Source organism: Thalassiella azotivora, from assembly GCF_054781695.1.
Map to the genome: position 1 here is coordinate 44440 of NZ_BAAGTX010000003.1, position 16985 is coordinate 61424.

At 76.2% G+C, this 16985-nt stretch carries 12 protein-coding genes; 5 read left to right on the forward strand and 7 right to left on the reverse strand.

What is annotated here, in order from left to right; genetic code table 11:
• Positions 1 to 32: 32 nt before the first annotated feature.
• The 3 genes from ACYVQV_RS02945 to ACYVQV_RS02955 all read left to right on the forward strand — a co-directional run bounded on the left by ACYVQV_RS02945 (position 33) and on the right by ACYVQV_RS02955 (position 5798).
• The gene (locus ACYVQV_RS02945) at positions 33 to 551 is read left to right on the forward strand and encodes a nucleoside deaminase (protein ID WP_461021924.1); all 519 of its coding nucleotides are present in this window, start codon (positions 33 to 35) and stop codon (positions 549 to 551) included.
• Positions 551 to 1879 carry a cytosine permease gene (codB, locus tag ACYVQV_RS02950; RefSeq protein WP_461021770.1) on the forward strand — a complete coding sequence of 443 codons (1329 nt, stop codon included), beginning with the start codon at positions 551 to 553 and terminating at the stop codon, positions 1877 to 1879. Before ACYVQV_RS02945 ends, codB begins: the two co-directional genes overlap by 1 nt.
• Before the next feature lie 130 nt (positions 1880 to 2009).
• Positions 2010 to 5798 (forward strand): SCO7613 C-terminal domain-containing membrane protein, encoded by a 3789-nt coding sequence (locus tag ACYVQV_RS02955; protein ID WP_461021771.1) that lies wholly within the window; start codon positions 2010 to 2012, stop codon positions 5796 to 5798.
• A gap of 7 nt (positions 5799 to 5805) precedes the next feature.
• On the opposite strand, the gene ACYVQV_RS02960 is transcribed toward ACYVQV_RS02955, so the two are convergent.
• The gene (locus ACYVQV_RS02960; RefSeq protein WP_461021772.1) at positions 5806 to 6270 is read right to left on the reverse strand and encodes a MarR family winged helix-turn-helix transcriptional regulator; all 465 of its coding nucleotides are present in this window, start codon (positions 6268 to 6270) and stop codon (positions 5806 to 5808) included.
• Positions 6271 to 6425: 155 nt separating this feature from the next.
• On the opposite strand from ACYVQV_RS02960, the gene ACYVQV_RS02965 reads away from it, so the two are divergent.
• The gene (locus tag ACYVQV_RS02965; protein ID WP_461021925.1) at positions 6426 to 6839 is read left to right on the forward strand and encodes an organic hydroperoxide resistance protein; all 414 of its coding nucleotides are present in this window, start codon (positions 6426 to 6428) and stop codon (positions 6837 to 6839) included.
• A gap of 11 nt (positions 6840 to 6850) precedes the next feature.
• Here the strand turns inward: ACYVQV_RS02965 and ACYVQV_RS02970 are convergent, their stop codons facing one another.
• From ACYVQV_RS02970 to glnA, 6 genes are all read right to left on the reverse strand, one after another.
• Complete coding sequence (locus ACYVQV_RS02970; protein ID WP_461021773.1) at positions 6851 to 7789, reverse strand: SDR family NAD(P)-dependent oxidoreductase; 939 nt, start codon at positions 7787 to 7789, stop codon at positions 6851 to 6853.
• A complete protein-coding gene (locus ACYVQV_RS02975) occupies positions 7786 to 8970 on the reverse strand; it encodes a zinc-dependent alcohol dehydrogenase (protein WP_461021774.1) in 1185 nt (394 codons plus the stop codon). Before ACYVQV_RS02975 ends, ACYVQV_RS02970 begins: the two co-directional genes overlap by 4 nt.
• 73 nt (positions 8971 to 9043) lie before the next feature.
• On the reverse strand, positions 9044 to 12076 hold the full coding sequence (locus ACYVQV_RS02980; protein ID WP_461021775.1) for a bifunctional [glutamine synthetase] adenylyltransferase/[glutamine synthetase]-adenylyl-L-tyrosine phosphorylase: 3033 nt from the start codon (positions 12074 to 12076) through the stop codon (positions 9044 to 9046).
• Between the two features lie 31 nt (positions 12077 to 12107).
• On the reverse strand, positions 12108 to 12863 hold the full coding sequence (locus ACYVQV_RS02985) for a type 1 glutamine amidotransferase (protein ID WP_461021776.1): 756 nt from the start codon (positions 12861 to 12863) through the stop codon (positions 12108 to 12110).
• Positions 12864 to 12873: 10 nt separating this feature from the next.
• Positions 12874 to 13629 carry an SDR family oxidoreductase gene (locus ACYVQV_RS02990; protein WP_461021777.1) on the reverse strand — a complete coding sequence of 252 codons (756 nt, stop codon included), beginning with the start codon at positions 13627 to 13629 and terminating at the stop codon, positions 12874 to 12876.
• Positions 13626 to 14981, reverse strand: a complete 1356-nt coding sequence (glnA, locus tag ACYVQV_RS02995) for a type I glutamate--ammonia ligase (RefSeq protein WP_461021778.1) — start codon at positions 14979 to 14981, stop codon at positions 13626 to 13628. Before glnA ends, ACYVQV_RS02990 begins: the two co-directional genes overlap by 4 nt.
• A gap of 194 nt (positions 14982 to 15175) precedes the next feature.
• On the opposite strand from glnA, the gene ACYVQV_RS03000 reads away from it, so the two are divergent.
• Positions 15176 to 16951 carry an NAD+ synthase gene (locus tag ACYVQV_RS03000; RefSeq protein WP_461021779.1) on the forward strand — a complete coding sequence of 592 codons (1776 nt, stop codon included), beginning with the start codon at positions 15176 to 15178 and terminating at the stop codon, positions 16949 to 16951.
• Positions 16952 to 16985: the final 34 nt, after the last annotated feature.

Here is a 16985-nt window from a genome sequence, read left to right on the forward strand (position 1 = left end):
TGAGCAACGAGACGCACCGGACGCCGGTGCCTCTGGACGACGCGACGGCGCGGCGCTGGCTGGAGGTGGCTCTCGAGGAGGCTCGCCGCGGCGCTGCTGCCGGCGGGGTCCCGATCGGCGCGGCGCTGTTCGCCGCCGACGGGACGCTGCTCGGCCGGGGCCACAACCGGAGGGTGCAGGACGACGACCCGTCCGTGCACGCGGAGACCGCGGCCTTCCGCGCCGCCGGCCGGCAGCCCCACTACCGCGGGACGACGATGGTGACCACGCTGTCGCCCTGCTGGTACTGCAGCGGCCTGGTCCGTCAGTTCGGCATCGGCCGGCTGGTCGTCGGGGAGGCGACCACGTTCAGCGGGGGACACGACTGGCTCGCCGAGCACGGCGTCGACGTCGTCGTCCTGGACGACGAGCGCTGCCGGGCGCTCATGGACGAGTTCGTCGCCGCGCGGCCCGACGTCTGGTTCGAGGACATCGGCGTCCCCGTCGACAGCGGCACCCGCGACAGCACCGACCAGCCCCCCACCCCGACCTCACCCCAGGAGGTTCGCTGATGTCCGTCCTCAACCGGGCCGAGAAGGCCACCGCGAAGCAGCTCGTCGACCCCGACTACCCGATCACGCCCGTCCCGCGGCACGCCCGGCGCTCGCTGTTCTCGCTGTCGGTCGTGCTGCTCGGCTTCACGTTCTTCACGCCCACGATGCTCGCCGGCGCGCAGATCGCCCCGGCCTTCGACGCGTGGTCGCTGCTGTGGGTGCTGCTGCTCGGCAGCGCCGTCCTCGGCGTCTACGTCGGTGCCATCGGCGGGATCGGCGCCCGCACCGGCCTGACGACGGTGATGATGTGCCGGTACGCCCTGGGCACCAAGGGGTCCAAGCTGTCGTCCCTTCTGCTCGGCGGCACGCAGGTCGGGTGGTACGGGGTCACCGTCGCGACCCTGGCCTCCCTGACGATGAGCGCCATGGGCTGGGAGGGCGACGGCCTGCTGACGCTCCTCATGGTCGCCGGCGGCGCGGTCATGGGCGTCACCGCGTACTTCGGCTACCGCGGCATGTACGCGCTGTCGGTGGTGTCGGTCCCGATGCTGCTCGTCCTCGCCGCCTGGGTGACGTGGCGCTCCCTGGACGAGGTCGGCGGCTGGTCGGGTCTGGCCGCCATCGAGCCGACCGGGTCGATGACCCTCGCCGTGGCCGTCACCGTCGTGGTCGGCACGTTCGCGTCCGGCGGGACGCAGGCCCCGAACTGGACGCGGTTCGCCCGCACGCCGCTGTCCGGGTTCTGGGCCTGCCTGGTCGCCTTCCTCGTCGGCGAGATGCTCATGCTCGGTTTCGGGGCCGTCGGTGCACTCGCGTTCGGCGAGGGCGACTTCGTCCTGGTCCTGTACCAGCTCGGCCTCGTCGGGTGGGGCCTGGTCTTCCTCGTCCTGAACCTGTGGACGACGAACGACAACACGGCCTACAACTTCGGGGTCGCCGGCGCCGAGATCGCGGACTCGCACAGCAAGAAGCCCTTCGTCGTCGGCGGCGTCGTCATCGGCACCCTGCTCGCCGTGACCGGCATCTACGACAACCTCATCGAGTACCTCGTCTGGCTCGGCATCCTCATCCCACCGCTCGGCGGCGTCGTCATCGGCGACTGGCTCGCCCGCTGGCGCGGCGGGATGGCGCTCGAGCCGTCCCAGCTCCCCGCGGTGGAGTGGCGCAACGTCGGCGCGTACGTCGTGGCCGCGCTCGCCGCCTGGTGGTCCAACGAGGCGGGCTGGTTCATCCCCCCGGTGGTCGGGGTCGTCGTCGCGGTCGTCGCCGTCGTCGCGCTGCAGGCCCGCCGGGCCGTCCCCCAGCCGACGCGGCCGCACACGGAGCAGGCGGACACCGCGCGCTGACCGCCACCGCAGCCGACAGGCACCGCCCGCGGTCCCCGGCGCACCGGGGACCGCGGGCGTGCTCGTCCACCCGGCGGGATGAGTAGCACCACTCACGACGCGCGTCCGGGCGTCCGCCATGCTCACCGTCGTGCCCGACCAGCCGACCCCCCACCAGCCGACCCCCGACCGCCGCGACGTCCACGCGACCGCCCCTCACGCGACCGCCGTCCCACCGGGGCCGGCCCCGCGTCCGCGGCTCGCCGACCGCACGCGGTGCCCCTCCTGCGGCGCGCCGCTCGCGGGGCCGGTCTGCGGCTCGTGCCGGGTCGACCTGCGGGGGGCCACCGCCGTGGCGCTCTGGCAGGCGTCCCTCACCGCCGACCGCGCCCTCGACGAGCGCGACCGGCTGGTCGCCGCACTGCGCAGCGAACGCGACCTCGCCCAGGCCCGCGGGCCCGCCCCGGTCGCGGCCCGCGCGACCGGCCCCGGCACGCTCGCTGCCTCTCCCCCACCACCACCCCCGCCGCCGGCTCCGGCGCCGACGCGTCCGGCGCGACGCGGTCTCGGCGTGCAGACGCTCCTCGTCGGGCTCGGGGCGCTGCTCCTCGCCGTCGCAGCCGTCGTCTTCCTCGCCTTCTCCTGGGACCTCATCGGGCTCGTCGGCCGCTCGGTGGTCGTCGCCGTCACCACCGCCGGGGTCCTCGCCGGCGCCGTGCTGGCCCGGCGCTCCGGGCTGACCGCGACGGCGGAGGCGGTGGCAGCGGTCGGCGCCGTGCTGGTGCTGCTCGACGCCGCCGCCGTCCGGGCGACCGGCCTGGCGGGCACCGGCGTCCCCGTGACCGGCTACGCCGCCCTGTCGGCGCTGGGCTGCGGTGTCGTCCTCGGCTCGTTCGGCGTCCTGACCCGGCTGCGCACCCCGGTCTCCGCGGCTGCCGCGCTGCTGCCCCTGGCGCCCGTCCTGGGCGGTGCGCAGGTGGCCGTCGACACCTCCAGCGACCGGACGGCGGCGAGCGCGCTGGCCGCCGGCCTGCTGGTCGCCGCCCTCGTCTCCCCCGTCGCGGACGGCTCCGCGCAGGGCCCCGCCGCGCGTGGCTCGTCACCGGGCACCGCGTTCGCCCCGGAGCGCGGCGCGCTGCGCGTGCTCGCGGGCGTCGCGACCGTCCTGGCGCTGCTGGCGTCGCTCGGCCTCGCGCTCGCGGGCGCGGGCTGGCACGCCGGCGCCGTGGCCCTCGGCGCCGTCCTGGTGGCGGTCGCCCACGGGACGGTGCGACGGCTCACGGGGTCGGGTGGCCGCACCGCCACGGTCGCCTGGTGGGCGACCGCGGGTGGCGGCACCGCCTGGGCCGCCGCGGCCTCCTCGGCGGACGCCGTCGCGACCGCCTGGGCCCCGCTGACGCTCGTCGCCGCCGCAACAGCCGTGGTGCTGCCGCTCGCGGGACTGTCCCGCGCCCTGCCCAGCCGGGACGAGGACGGCGCCCGGCGCGCCGGACCCCTCCGGCCCGCCGCCGCCGGAGCGCTCGGCACCCTGCTCGGCGTCAGCCTGCCCGCCCTCGTCCTGACGGCCCTGCACGCGGTGCACGGTGCCTCCCTGGCGGTGGTGCCGTGGTCGACCGGGTGGTGGACGGCCACCGGGGCAGCCGCCCCGCTGCCGCTGGACGACGTGTCCGCCGCCTCCCGCGCGGCCGGCCTGCTCGGCGTCCTGGTGACCTGCGGCGCCACCGCCGCCGCAGCCGCCGTCGGCCCGTTCCGCCGGCTCGGCCCCGTGGTGGCGGCCACCGCCGCTGGTGCGCTCGCCGTGGCCGTGCCGTGGCAGCCCTGGGCCCCGCTCGGCGCGGCCGTCGCGGTGCAGCTGCTGCTCGCCGTCACCGCCGTCGTGGTGGGTCTGCGGTCGCGACGCCGCGTCGTCACCGTCCTACTCGTCACGGCGGGCTGCGTCGCGCTCGGCGTCGCCGTGCTCGCCGCCTGGGCGTCGCAGTGGCTGTCGGTGCCGGTGACCGTGGTCGCCCTGCTCGCGCTCCTCGCGGCCCGCCGTCCCGTCCCCTGGCTGTCGCCACTGCTGCTGTCCTCCGCCTCGGCCGCGGCCATGGTGTGCGCCGGAGCCGTCGGCCGCTGGGCCGGCCTCGACCTCGCCGACGGCGTGGTGGCCGGTGCGGCGGCGGGGGCGCTCGTCGTCGCGGTCGGCGTCCTGCCCCGGTTGACCTCGCCGGAGCGGGTGACGCTGGTCGTCACCGGCAGCCTGCCCCTGCTCGCGACGGCGGCCGTCACCACCGTCGGCGTGGACACCGAGCCCCGCCCACAGCTCCTCGTCGGCCTGGCCGTGGCCGCCGCGACCCTGCTGAGCACCGCCGGGTCTCGCGCGCGCAGCAGCGCGGTACCCGCCGCAGCCGCGCTACCGCCGCTGGGGGCGTGGTGGGTCGTCGTCCTGTCCTGGCTCTGGTCCCCGCTGCCCGCGGAGCTCGCCGCGGCGGGGGTGGTGCTGCTCGCGGCGGTCGCCGCCACGACGCTCGGGCACGGACGGCGCGCGCGGGACCTCGACGACCCGCGACGGCGCGCGCTGGAGGCCGGTGCGACGGTGACAGCCGTCCTGCTCCTGCTCGCGCTGGCGGCCGGGTCGGCCGCGGACGCCTGGCCGCCGCTGCTCGTGCTCACCGTGGCCGCCGCCGCCACCGCCGTCTCGCCGCGGCGGCGTCCCGTGCGCTGGGTCGCGCTGGCGCTGGGGACGCTCACGTGGTGGACCCGGCTGTCCGTCGACGACATCACGGCCGTGGAGCCGTACACCGTGCCGACGGCGTTCGCGCTGCTCGGGCTGGCCGCCTGGGACGTCCACCGCGGACGGCGGCTGCTCGGGCCGGCGGCGCTGGTCGCGACGGCCCTGCTGGTGGCGCCCACGACGCTCAGCGCCGTCACCGGGACCCCGTGGCGGCCCGCCGCGCTCCTGGTCGTCGCCACCGCCCTGGCGGCGGCCGCCTCGCGGCCGCGACCGGCGCACGGCTGGCCCGCGGACGCCGCGGTGCTGGCCGCAGGCGCCTCGCTGCTCGCGCTGGCCGGACCGGTGGTGCGCGCCCTCGTCGTCGCGGCCCAGCCGGTGACGCTGCGCGGCGACCTCACCGCCGGAGCCGCCGGCGAGGTCGGCGCCGGGGCGGGCTGGGCCGCCTGGACGGGCGACTGGTCGGTGCCGGAGACGTGGTCCCTGCCGGCGGCGCTCGTCCTCGTGCCCGCGCTGGGCGCACTGCTCCGTGGACCGGCGGTGCGGTGGCCGGTGCCGGCCCACGCCCCCGCCCTGGCGGTGCTGCTGGTCGCGGCCGTCCCCACCCTGCTGGTGGTCGCCACGTCGCCGGCGACCACCGCGACCGACGACGTGGTGTCGGCGGCCCGCTGCCTCGCCGTGCTCGGCGCCGCGGCCGCCCTGGCCGTGGCGGCGAGGACCACGGCGGCCGCGGCAGGCCCGCTGGTCGTGGCGGGCGGCGCGGTCCTGGTCGGCCTCGTCGACGACGTGGCCGGCCCGGTGGAGCTGCTCACCACCGTGCTCGCGCTGACCGTGCTCGTCGTCGGTGTGCAGCGGTGGCGGGCGGGCCAGGACACGTCGTCCTGGCCGTGGCTGGGCTCCGGCTGCGCCCTGCTCCTGGTCCCGGCGCTGCTGGCCTCGTTCGCCGACGCGCACCCCGTGCGCGTCGGGCTGCTGGCGCTGGCCGGTGCCGTCGTCGTCGCCGCCGGGGCCGCGCGGCGCCTGCAGGCCCCGGTCGTCGTCGGGGCGGTCGTGCTCGCCGTGCACGGCGTGGTGCAGCTCGGGCCGTGGGTGGTCGAGGTGTACTCGGGCCTGCCGCGCTGGGTCGGGCTCGGGCTGGCCGGCCTCGTCCTGCTCGCGCTCGGGGCGCGCTACGAGCAGCGGGTCCGCGACGTCTCGGCGCTCGCGGTGCGGGTCCGGGACATGCGCTGAGCGGCCGTCAGGCCGGCGGCGCGTGCGCGTCGTCCGCCGGCTCCTCGAGGACCGAGCGCACGTCGTCCAGGACCGTCTTGAGGGCGGCGAGGCGGCGGACGTCCGTCCCGCGGACGACCGCCTCGGGGACGTCCGCGGCCCGCTCCCGCAGCCCCTCGCCGCGCTCGGTCAGCCGCACGTCGACCACCCGCTCGTCGGCGGCGCGCCGGCGTCGCTCCACCAGCCCCGCGGACTCCAGCCGGCGGACCAGCGGTGACAGCGTCCCGTAGTCCATCCCGAGCACGTCGCTGAGCTCCCGCACCGACCGCTGGCCGTGCTCCCACAGCACCAGCATCACCAGGTACTGGGGGTAGGTGAGGCCGAGGTCGGCCAGCAGGGGCCGGTACCGGGCGGTCATCGCGCGAGCCGCGGCGTACAGGGAGAAGCAGACCTGGTCGTCCAGGCGCAGCCTGCGGTCCGTCGCGTCCACCACGCCCCCGATCCTAGGCGCAGCGCCGGTCCGCGGCCGGGGCACGAATACCCAACGCCCACGATCTCATCGTGTACGTTGCTTCCATGACGCAGACGCAGACGCAGTCCCCGGCGCAGGACGCCACCGAGACCACCGCGACGGCTCAGCCGGCCTCGCTGACGCCGCTGTACACGACGACCGCGGTCGCCACCGGCGACGGTCGCGGCGGTGCCGTCCGGCTCGCCGACGGCAGCCTCGGCCTGGACCTGGCGGTGCCGACCGAGCTCGGCGGACCCGGCGGCGGCCCGAACCCCGAGCAGCTGTTCGCGATGGGTTACGCCGCCTGCTTCCACAGCGCCCTCAAGCTCGTCGCGGGCAAGGCCGGGGTGGCGACCACGGACTCCGCGGTGGTCGGGCACGTCGGCATCGGCCGGGCCGGTGCGGGCTTCGGCCTCAGCGTCCAGCTCGAGGTCGAGCTGCCGGACGTCGACGAGGCCACCGCCCGGCAGCTCCTCGACGCCGCGCACGCGGTCTGCCCGTACTCCGCGGCGACCCGCGGCAACATCCCGGTGACGGTCACCCTGGCCTGACCATGGCCGGGTCAACCCTTGAGGACCTGCACCGCACGGTCGCGCAACGTCGTGGCGATCGACACCCACGCGCTTCCCTGCCCACCCCGCAGCCCCTCCAGCCCGGGCTGCGGGGTGAGGACGTTGCCCTCACCGCCGGCCCGTTCGCGGGGGTCCTGCGCGGCGACGGCGAACAGCGGTCCCACCAGCGCGTCGAACAGCCACGGCAACGCCGTGAAGCCGACCTCCGTCAGCAGGCTCGTCGGGCCCACGCGCACGTGCCGCCGGGGCCGGTCGAGCGCCCGGACCGCCTCCGCGGCCACCCGCTCGGGTGAGGAGACCGGCGGCGGGGGCCGGCCCACCACGCCCAGCACGTTGGCGGCCTGCCGGTAGATGGGCGTGTCCACCCCACCGGGTGCGAGGTGGGTCACGCCGACCCCCGGTACGTCCCGGTTCTCCACCTGCACCTGGCGCGCGAGCCCCCGGACCGCCCACTTCGTGGTGACGTACGCGCCCATCCCGGGCGCCACGATCGACCCGAGCAGGGACCCGACGAGGACGACCGAACCCCGCCGCTGCTCGCGCAGGACGGGCAGCACGTGCCGGACGACGGTGACGCTGCCCAGCACGTTCGTGCGGTGCACCCTCTCCAGCACGTGCGGGGGCACGTCCTCGACCCGTCCGTAGGCCACGACCCCCGCCGCGTGCACGACCCCGTCGAGCCGGCCGTGCTCGGCGACGACCTCGCGGACGGCTCTCCGCACCGCGTCGTCGTCGGCGACGTCGGCGACGACGACGTGCACGGACGCCGCCCCGGCGTCCGTGCACGCGCGTCGCACCTCCGTCAGCGGCCCGGCAGCCCGGGACAGCAGCACGACGTGGTCACCGCGCCCGGCCAGCCGCAGCGCCGTGGCACGTCCGATCCCGCTGCCCGCACCGGTGACGAGCACGACCGCGGGTCGCCGGGTCACGGGCTGAGGACGACCTTGATGCACCCGTCCTGCTTCTTCTGGAAGACGTCGTACGCGTGCGGCGCCTCGGCCAGCGGCAGTCGGTGCGTCGCCAGGCTCTCCAGCCCCAGCGGGTCACCGTCGGCCGTGACCGCCGGCATGATGTCGTCGATCCAGCGCTTGACGTGGCACTGGCCCATCCGGATCTGGATGCCGCGGTCGAACATCTCCATCATCGGCAGCGGGTCGACCTCGCCGCCGTAGACGCCGCTGACCGACACGGTTCCCCCGCGGCGGACGGCCTTGAACGCGGTGCGCAGCGCGTGCAGCCGGTCGATCGCGACCTTGTCCATCATCGGCTTGGCGAGCGCGTCCGGGAGCATCCCGACGACCTTGTGGGCGGCCTTGGCGACCGGTGAGCCGTGCGCCTCCATGCCCACGGCCTCGAGCACGCCGTCCGGTCCTCGACCCGACGTCATGGCGAGCAGCTCCTCGGCCACGTCGCCCACCTGGCTCATGTCGACCGTCTCGACGCCCCACCGCTTGGCCAGCTCGAGCCGCTCGGGCACCAGGTCGACGCCGATCACCCGCTCGATGCCCATGTGCCGGGCGACCCGGCACGCGAGCTGGCCCACCGGCCCCAGACCGAGGACAGCCAGCGTGCCGCCCTTCTCCACGTCGGCGTAGACGACGCCCTGCCACGCGGTCGGCAGGATGTCGGACAGGTACAGCACCCGCTCGTCCGGCAGCCCGTCCGGCACCTTGATCGGGCCGAAGTGCGCCTGCGGGACCCGCAGGTACTCGGCCTGCCCGCCCGGGACGGAGCCGTACAGCTCGGTGTAGCCGAACAACGACGCGCCCTTGCCGTGCTCGCGGACCTGGGTCGTCTCGCACTGGGCGAACAGCCCCCGGCTGCACATCCAGCAGCTGCCGCAGGAGATGTTGAACGGGATGACGACCCGGTCGCCGGCCTTGACGTGGGTGACCTCCGAGCCGACCTCCTCGACGACTCCCATCGTCTCGTGGCCGAGCACCGAACCGGGCTCGATGAACGGGCCGAGCGGCTCGTAGAGGTGCAGGTCGGAGCCGCAGATCGCGGTGCTCGTCACGCGGATCACCGCGTCGGTGGGCTGCTCGATGCGCGGGTCCGGGACCTCCCGGACCTGGACGTCCTTGGTTCCCTGCCAGGTGAGTGCCTTCATCCCGCCATCGTGGGCGAGATGCCCGGATCGCGCGCGGCGGCGAGTGGCCGGGAGCGCGCCGGCTCCTCGCCGCTCACTCGTAGAAGACGCGCTCCACCACGGCCCGGGCCCGCCGCGAACGGCGCAGGTGGTCCTCCTCCAGCTCGGCCACGGCGGCCGGGTCGTAGCCGAGCAGCCGGGCCACGCCGTCCTTGTCCCGCGGCTCGGCGGGCAGCACGTCCGACGGCCGCCCCCGCCACAGGGCCACGGCGTTGCGCAGCCGCGACGCCTCGGTCCACGCCGCGAGGAGCTCCTCGCCGTCCTCGGCGTCCAGCAGCCCCGCCGTCACCGCCGCGCGCAGCGCCCGGGTCGTGGACGTCGTCCGCAGCGCCTCGTGCTCCGCGCCGTGCCGCAGCTGCAGCAGCTGCACCGTCCACTCGACGTCCGCGAGGCCGCCCGGGCCGAGCTTGACGTGCCGCCGCGCGTCCACGCCGCGGGGCAGCCGCTCGGACTCCACCCGGGCCTTGACCCGCCTCACCTCACGCACCTGGTCGGGCGGCAGGCCACCGTCCGGGTAGCGGATCGGGTCGACGAGCTCGACGAACCGGCGACCGAGCTCCTCGTCCCCCGCGACCGGCTCGGCGCGCAGCAGCGCCTGCGCCTCCCAGACGAGGGACCACCGGGCGTAGTACTCGGCGTAGGAGGCCAGCGACCGGACCACCGGGCCGTTGCGGCCCTCCGGTCGCAGCGTCGTGTCCAGGTCGAGCGCCGGCTCGGACCCGGTGGCGCGCAACAGCTTCTGCAGCTCGGTGACGACCGCGGTGGCGGCCTCGGCCGCCTCCGCCTCGCCGGCGTCACCCAGCGGCTCGTGCACGAGCAGGACGTCGGCGTCCGACCCGTAGCTCAGCTCGCCGCCGCCGAGGCGGCCCATGCCGATCACCGCCAGCCGCACCGGCAGGTCCCGGCCCGTGCGCTCCTGCACCGCCCGGGTCACGGCCTCCAGGGCACCGTCGAGGGTCGCCGCGGTGACGTCGGTCAACGCGGCACCGGCCTCCGCGACGTCGAGCAGCCCGGACAGGTCGGCGACGGCGGTCCGGAGCACCTCGCGCCGGCGCAGGGCCCGGGCCGCGGTCACCGCGTCCGCCGGCTCCCCGCGGCGGCGCACCGCCGCGCGCACCTCCGAGCGCAGGGCCTCGCGACCCAGGGGCGCGAGCGCGGAGTCGTCCCCCAGCCAGCGGACGGACTCCGGCGCCCGCTCCATGAGGTCCGCGGCCAGCCGGCTCGAGGACAGCACGTGCGCCATCCGCTCCGCCGCCGCGCCGGAGTCCCGCAGCAGCTTGAGGTACCAGTGGGTGCTGCCCAGCTCGTCCGACACCTTGCGGAACGCGAGCAGCCCGGCGTCCGGGTCGGCGCCGTCCCCGAACCAGCCGAGCAGGACCGGCAGCAGCTGGCGCTGGATGGCCGCCCGCCGCGACACGCCCTCCGTCAGAGCGCCCAGGTGCCGCATCGCGCCCGCCGGGTCGCGGTAGCCCAGGGCGGCCAACCGGGCGCGCGCGGCGTCCGGGGACAGCCGCACCTCGGCGGTGGACAGCTGCGCGACGGCCGCCAGCAGCGGCCGGTAGAACAGCCGCTCGTGCAGGCGCCGCACGGTCCGCTGGGTCTCCCGCCAGCGTCGCTCGAGCTCGGCGCGGTCCCCGGCACGGGCGGAGCGCGCGAGCCGGCGCAGGTCCTCCTCCGCGGTGGGGACGACGTGCGTGCGCCGCATCCGGTAGAGCTGGATGCGGTGCTCCAGGACCCGCAGGAACCGGTACGCGGTGTCCAGCCGGCCCGCGTCGTCGCGTCCCACGTAACCGTGCGCGGACAGCGCCTCGAGCGCGGTGAGCGTGTTGCCCGAGCGGATCCGCTCGTCCGCACGGCCGTGCACGAGCTGCAGCAGCTGGACGCTGAACTCGACGTCGCGCAGTCCGCCGGGACCGAGCTTGAGCTGGCGCTCGGCCTCGCGGGTGGGCACGTGGGCCTCCACCCGACGCCGCATCGCCTGCACGTCCTCGACGAAGTGGTCGCGCTCGGCCGCGGTCCACACCATCGGGCGCAGCGCGTCGAGGTAGGCACGGCCGAGGTCGCGGTCGCCGGCGACCGGGCGCGCCTTGAGCAGCGCCTGGAACTCCCACGTCTTGGCCCAGCGCTCGTAGTAGGCGACGTGGCTGGCGAGGGTGCGCACCAGGGGGCCGTCCTTGCCCTCGGGGCGCAGCCCGGCGTCCACCGGCCACAGGCTGCCCTCGGTGGTCGCGGCCGAGCAGGTCCGGGCCAGCGCCGCGGCCAGGCGCGCCCCGACCTCGGTGGCCTCCTCCTCGTCGTGGCCGTCGGCCGGCTCGGCGACGTAGACGACGTCGACGTCGGAGACGTAGTTCAGCTCGCGCCCCCCGCACTTGCCCATCGCCACGACCGCGAGGCGGCACGCGGCTCCCCCGTCCGGCTGCTCGGCGCGCGCCACCGCCAGCGCCGCCTCGAGGGCGGCACCCGCCAGGTCCGCCAGGCACCGGCTGACGTCGTCGAGCACCACGAGCGGGTCCGGCCGCGTCAGGTCGTGCGCGGCCACCGCCAGGAGCCGGCGCCGGTATGCCACCCGTAGGCGGTTCTGCGCGGCCTCGCCGCCCTCGCGGGCGACCGGTCCGACCGAGCCCTCCCCCGCCCCGACCGCGGCGAGGAGCTCGTCGCGGACCTGGTCGGCGGTGGCCGGCAGGCCGTCGTCCACCGCGACCCAGTGCTCCGGGTGCCGGCTCAGGTGGTCGGCGAGGGCGGCCGAGCTGCCCAGGACGGCGAGCAGCCGGTCCCGCGCCGGCCCACCGGCCAGCAGGACGGCGTGCAGGCGCCCCGGTTCGGCCGGCGACTCGTCCGGCACCTGCTGGTGCACCGACTCCAGCAGGCGCAGCAGACCGAGCAGGGCCAGGTCGGGGTCCGGCGTCTCCCCCAGCGCGCGCAGCAGCCCGTCGTCGAAGACCTCCTCCAACGGGTCGACCAGACCGGCCAGGGCGGGGTCGGCGAGCAGCTGCTGGGCGCGGCGGGGGTCGGCGAAACCGAGCCGGGCCATCCGGGTGGTCGCGGTCTGCGGTGCCCGCCCTCTCATCGCGCCCAGCCCCTCGTCACGCCCAGCCCCCTCATGACGCCCGCCCCTCGCGCCGGCGCACCCGGTGGGCGTGCACGACGGCGGCGAACGCCGACGCGTGCCGGGCCGCGACGTCGGCCAGGTGGGCCTCCGCTGCGTCGAAGTCCGCCAGCACCCCCGCGACCGTCAGACCCTGCTCCGCGAGGTCCGCGGCGTCCCCGGCCATCCAGTCGGCGAAGGTCGGCCGGTCGGCCTCCGGGTGGTACTGCGCCCCCCAGGCCCGCTCCCCGACCCGCACCAGCTGGTGCGGGTACCGGTCGGTGGACGCAAGCACCTCGGCGTCCGGCGGCAGGCCGGTGATCGCGTCGTGGTGACCCTGGGGCGCGGGGAACGTCTCGGGCAGCGCGGCCGCCAGCGCGTCGGCGCCCGTCCCGGCCAGCCGGTGGACGGTCGTGACGCCGAGCTCGGGGCCGTCGGGTCCGCGCTCCACGCGACCACCCGTGGCCAGCGCGAGCAGCTGCGCGCCGAGGCAGAGGCCGAGCACCGGGGTGCCGTCGTCCACGCCGGCGGCGAGCAGGGCCCGCACGGCGGGCAGCCAGGGTGCGCGGTCGTCCTCCCAGGCGGCCATGGTGCCGCCGAGCACGACCAGCCCGTCCCACCCGTCCGCCGTGGCGGGCACCGGGTCACCCCGGTCGGGGCGCAGGACCGTCGGCGCCAGTCCGGGGAGGTCGGCGAACCGCCCTGGCGGGACCCGGTCCTCGTGCTGCACGACGAGGACCCTCGGCGCGCCACCGGGACCCGTGCTCACGCGGACCTGCTCACGAGGACCCGGCCTTCAGCCACTCGGTGAACGAGGGACCCCGCAGCCGGGCGCCGTCCTCCGGCAGGTTGCCGCCCGCGCGGAAGGCGCGCGACGCGCGTCCGGGGACCGGCAGCGCCAGAACCCTCGTCCGGCGCCGACCGGCGGCGAGCCGGGCGGCGTCCGCGAGCGGGAGCCGCTGCGGTCCGGCGAGGTCGGGGACGCGGCCCCGCGGCCCGGACCGCACGATCCCGGCGAGCTCGTCGACGACGACGCCGAGGTCCACCGGCTGCGCGGCCCACCCGCGCGGGACCGCGACGACGGAGCCCGCGCGCACGGTGGTGACCAGCCGGTGGACGAACTCGTGGAACTGCGCGGCGCGCAGGACCGTCCAGCCCGTCCCCGAGCCCGCCACGGCCTCCTCGGCGGCGACCTTGGCCCGGTACAGCGGGAACGGCACGCGGTCCGAGCCGAGGATCGAGAGCAGGACCAGGTGCTCGGCTCCCGCGGCCCGCGCCGCCTCGGCCAGGCGCGCCGTCCCGGCGGCGTCCACCGCGGTGGGGTGCCGGGGGTCGCTGTGCAGGGCCACGACGGTGCGCACGCCGTCCAGCGCCCGGGCCAGGCCGTCGCCGGTGCGCAGGTCGAGCCGGCGCTGCAGCGCCGGGTCGCCGTCCGCCGAGCGGCTGGCCACCACGACCGGTACGTCCGCCGAGCGCAGGAGCGGGACGAGCCGCGACCCGACGAGCCCGCGGCCGCCGGTGACCAGGACCGTCACAGCACCGGCAGGTAGCGCCGCAGCTCGTACGGCGTCACCTGCATGCGGTACTCGTGCCACTCCTGGCGCTTGTTGCGCAGGACGAAGTCGAACACGTGCTCGCCCAGCGTCTCGGCCATCAGCTCGGACTCCTCCATCGCCTCGATCGCCGCGTCCAGGCTGGTCGGCAGCGGCCGGATCCCCAGCGCGCGGCGCTCGGCGTCGGTGAGCAGCCACACGTCGTCCTCGGCGCCCTCGGGCAGGTCGTAGCCCTCCTCGACGCCCTTCAGCCCGGCGGCGAGCAGCACCGCGAACGCCAGGTACGGGTTGGCCGCGGCGTCCAGTGCCCGGTGCTCGACGCGGCTGGACTGGCCCTTGCCCGGCTTGTACATCGGCACCCGCACGAGGGCGGAGCGGTTGTTGTGGCCCCAGCAGATGTACGACGGCGCCTCGCCGCCGCCCCACAACCGCTTGTAGGAGTTGACGAACTGGTTCGTGACGGCGCTGATCTCCGCGCCGTGGTGCAGGATCCCCGCGATGAACTGCCGTGCCGTGCGGCTGAGCTGGTACTGGGCGCCCGGCTCGTGGAAGGCGTTGCGGTCGCCCTCGAACAGCGACATGTGGGTGTGCATGCCCGACCCGGGGTGGTCGGCCAGCGGCTTGGGCATGAAGCTGGCGTACACGCCCTGCTCGAGCGCGACCTCCTTGATGACCGTGCGGAACGTCATGATGTTGTCCGCGGTCGTGAGCGCGTCGGCGTAGCGCAGGTCGATCTCGTTCTGCCCCGGCCCGCCCTCGTGGTGGGAGAACTCCACCGAGATGCCCATCGCCTCGAGCATGGAGATCGCGGCCCGGCGGAAGTCGTGGGCCGTCCCCCGCGGCACGTGGTCGAAGTAGCCGCCGCTGTCCACCGGGACCGGCTCGGCGCCGGAGCCGGGGTCGGGGCCGTCACCGCGGAACAGGTAGAACTCGATCTCGGGGTGCGTGTAGAAGGTGAAGCCCCGGTCGGCGGCCTTCTCCAGCGTCCGCTTCAGGACGTTGCGCGGATCGGCGAACGCGGGGCGACCGTCGGGGGTGAGGATGTCGCAGAACATCCGCGCCGTGCCCTGGGCGCCGTGGTCGTCGCCGCGCCAGGGCAGCACCTGGAACGTCGACGGGTCCGGCTTGGCCAGCATGTCGGCCTCGGACACCCGGGCCAGCCCCTCGATGGCGCTGCCGTCGAAGCCGATGCCCTCGGCGAAGGCCCCCTCGAGCTCGGCCGGGGCGATGGCCACGGACTTGAGGAAGCCCAGGACGTCCGTGAACCAGAGCCGGACGAACCGGATGTCGCGCTCCTCGATCGAGCGCAGGACGAACTCCTGCTGCCTGTCCATGGCTCCCCTTCGTCGCTGAGCGGTCCGGCGCGGACGCCTCCGGACCGTCCGGCGGTCCGTCTCGCGGTCCCGCCGCGGAGCAGTCTGCTACGGACCGCCGCCGGGCGGGCAGGGGCCCGCCACCCCGTGGACCGTGACCCGGGCCACGCGGCCGCGCCCGTGCGCCGGTGCGACCGGTCACTAGGGTGGCCGGTATGCCGCAGCTGCGACTCGCCATGGCACAGGTGGACCCCACCGTCGGCGACCTGGCGGGCAACGCCGCTCTGGTCCGGGAGTGGACGGCCCGCGCCGCGGACGCCGGCGCCCACCTCGTCGCCTTCCCCGAGATGGTGCTCACCGGGTACCCGGTGGAGGACCTGGCGCTGCGCTCGTCGTTCGTCGAGGCGTCCCGCGCCGCGGTCGGCGACCTGGCGCGCGCCCTCGCGGACGACGGCCACGGCGACCTGCCCGTCGTCGTCGGCTACCTCGACCGGGCGCAGGGCGCGGACGCCGACCTGGACGGCGACGGGGTCAGCGAGGACGGCCGCACCGGCGTCCCCAAGGGGATGCCGCAGAACTGCGCCGCCGTGCTGCACGGCGGCCGGGTCGTGGCCCGCTACGCCAAGCACCACCTGCCGAACTACGGGGTGTTCGACGAGTTCCGCATCTTCGTCCCAGGTCGCGACCTGACCGTCGTCCGGGTCAAGGGCGTCGACGTGGCGCTGGCGATCTGCGAGGACCTGTGGCAGGACGGCGGCCCCGTCGCCGCGACCCGCGACGCGGGGGCCGAGCTGCTGCTCGTGCTCAACGGGTCCCCCTACGAGCGGGACAAGGACGACACCCGCCTGGCGCTGGTCGAGCGGCGTGCCCGGGAGGCCGGCTGCTCGCTGGCCTACCTCAACCTCGTCGGGGGCCAGGACGACCTCGTGTTCGACGGCGACTCGCTCGTCGTGGACCCGCAGGGCCGGGTGCTGGCGCGCGCGCCCCAGTTCGAGCAGGACCTGCTGGTGGTCGACCTCGACCTGGAGTGCTCGACCGTCGACGCCGACCCGCCGCCGGCGGGTGTGCAGCACGTCGTCGTCGACGAGGAGCCGAGCGAGCCGTACGAGCCCCTGCCGGCCCCGCACGCCGACCGGCTGGACGACGTCGGCGAGGTGTACGCGGCGCTGGTGCACGGCCTGCGGGGCTACGTGCGCAAGAACGGGTTCCGCTCGGTCGTGCTCGGGCTGTCCGGGGGGATCGACTCCGCGCTCGTCGCCGCGGTCGCCGTCGACGCGCTCGGCGCGCCGAACGTCGTCGGCGTCGCGATGCCGAGCAGCTACTCCAGCCAGCACTCCCAGGACGACGCCCGTGAGATGGCCGACCGCACCGGCCTGTCGTTCCGGGTGCAGCCCATCGCCGCGATGGTCGACGCGTTCACCGGCCAGATGGACCTGCCGGGCGTCGCCGAGGAGAACCTGCAGGCCCGCGTCCGCGGTGTCGTCCTCATGGGGCTGTCCAACGTGGAGGGCCACCTGGTGCTGGCCACCGGCAACAAGTCCGAGCTCAGCGTCGGCTACTCGACGATCTACGGCGACAGCGTCGGCGGGTTCGCCCCGCTCAAGGACGTCGCCAAGTCGCTGGTCTGGGAGCTGTCGCGGTGGCGCAACGCCGAGGCGCAGCGACGCGGCGAGACCCCGCCGATCCCGGAGAACAGCATCTCCAAGCCGCCGTCCGCCGAACTGCGGCCGGACCAGGTGGACTCGGACTCCCTGCCTCCCTACGACGTGCTGGACCCGGTGCTCGCCGCGTACGTCGAGCAGGCGAAGGGACGCTCCGAGCTCCTCGCCGACGGCTTCGACCCCGAGGTCGTCGACACGGTCGTCGCCCTCGTGGACGGCGCGGAGTGGAAGCGCCGCCAGTTCGCCCCCGGCACGAAGATCAGCCGGGTCGCGTTCGGCCGCGACCGCCGGCTGCCCGTCACCACGCGGTGGCGCGAGGTCGAGTCCTGACCCGAGCCGGCCGACGACCACGACACCAGCCCCA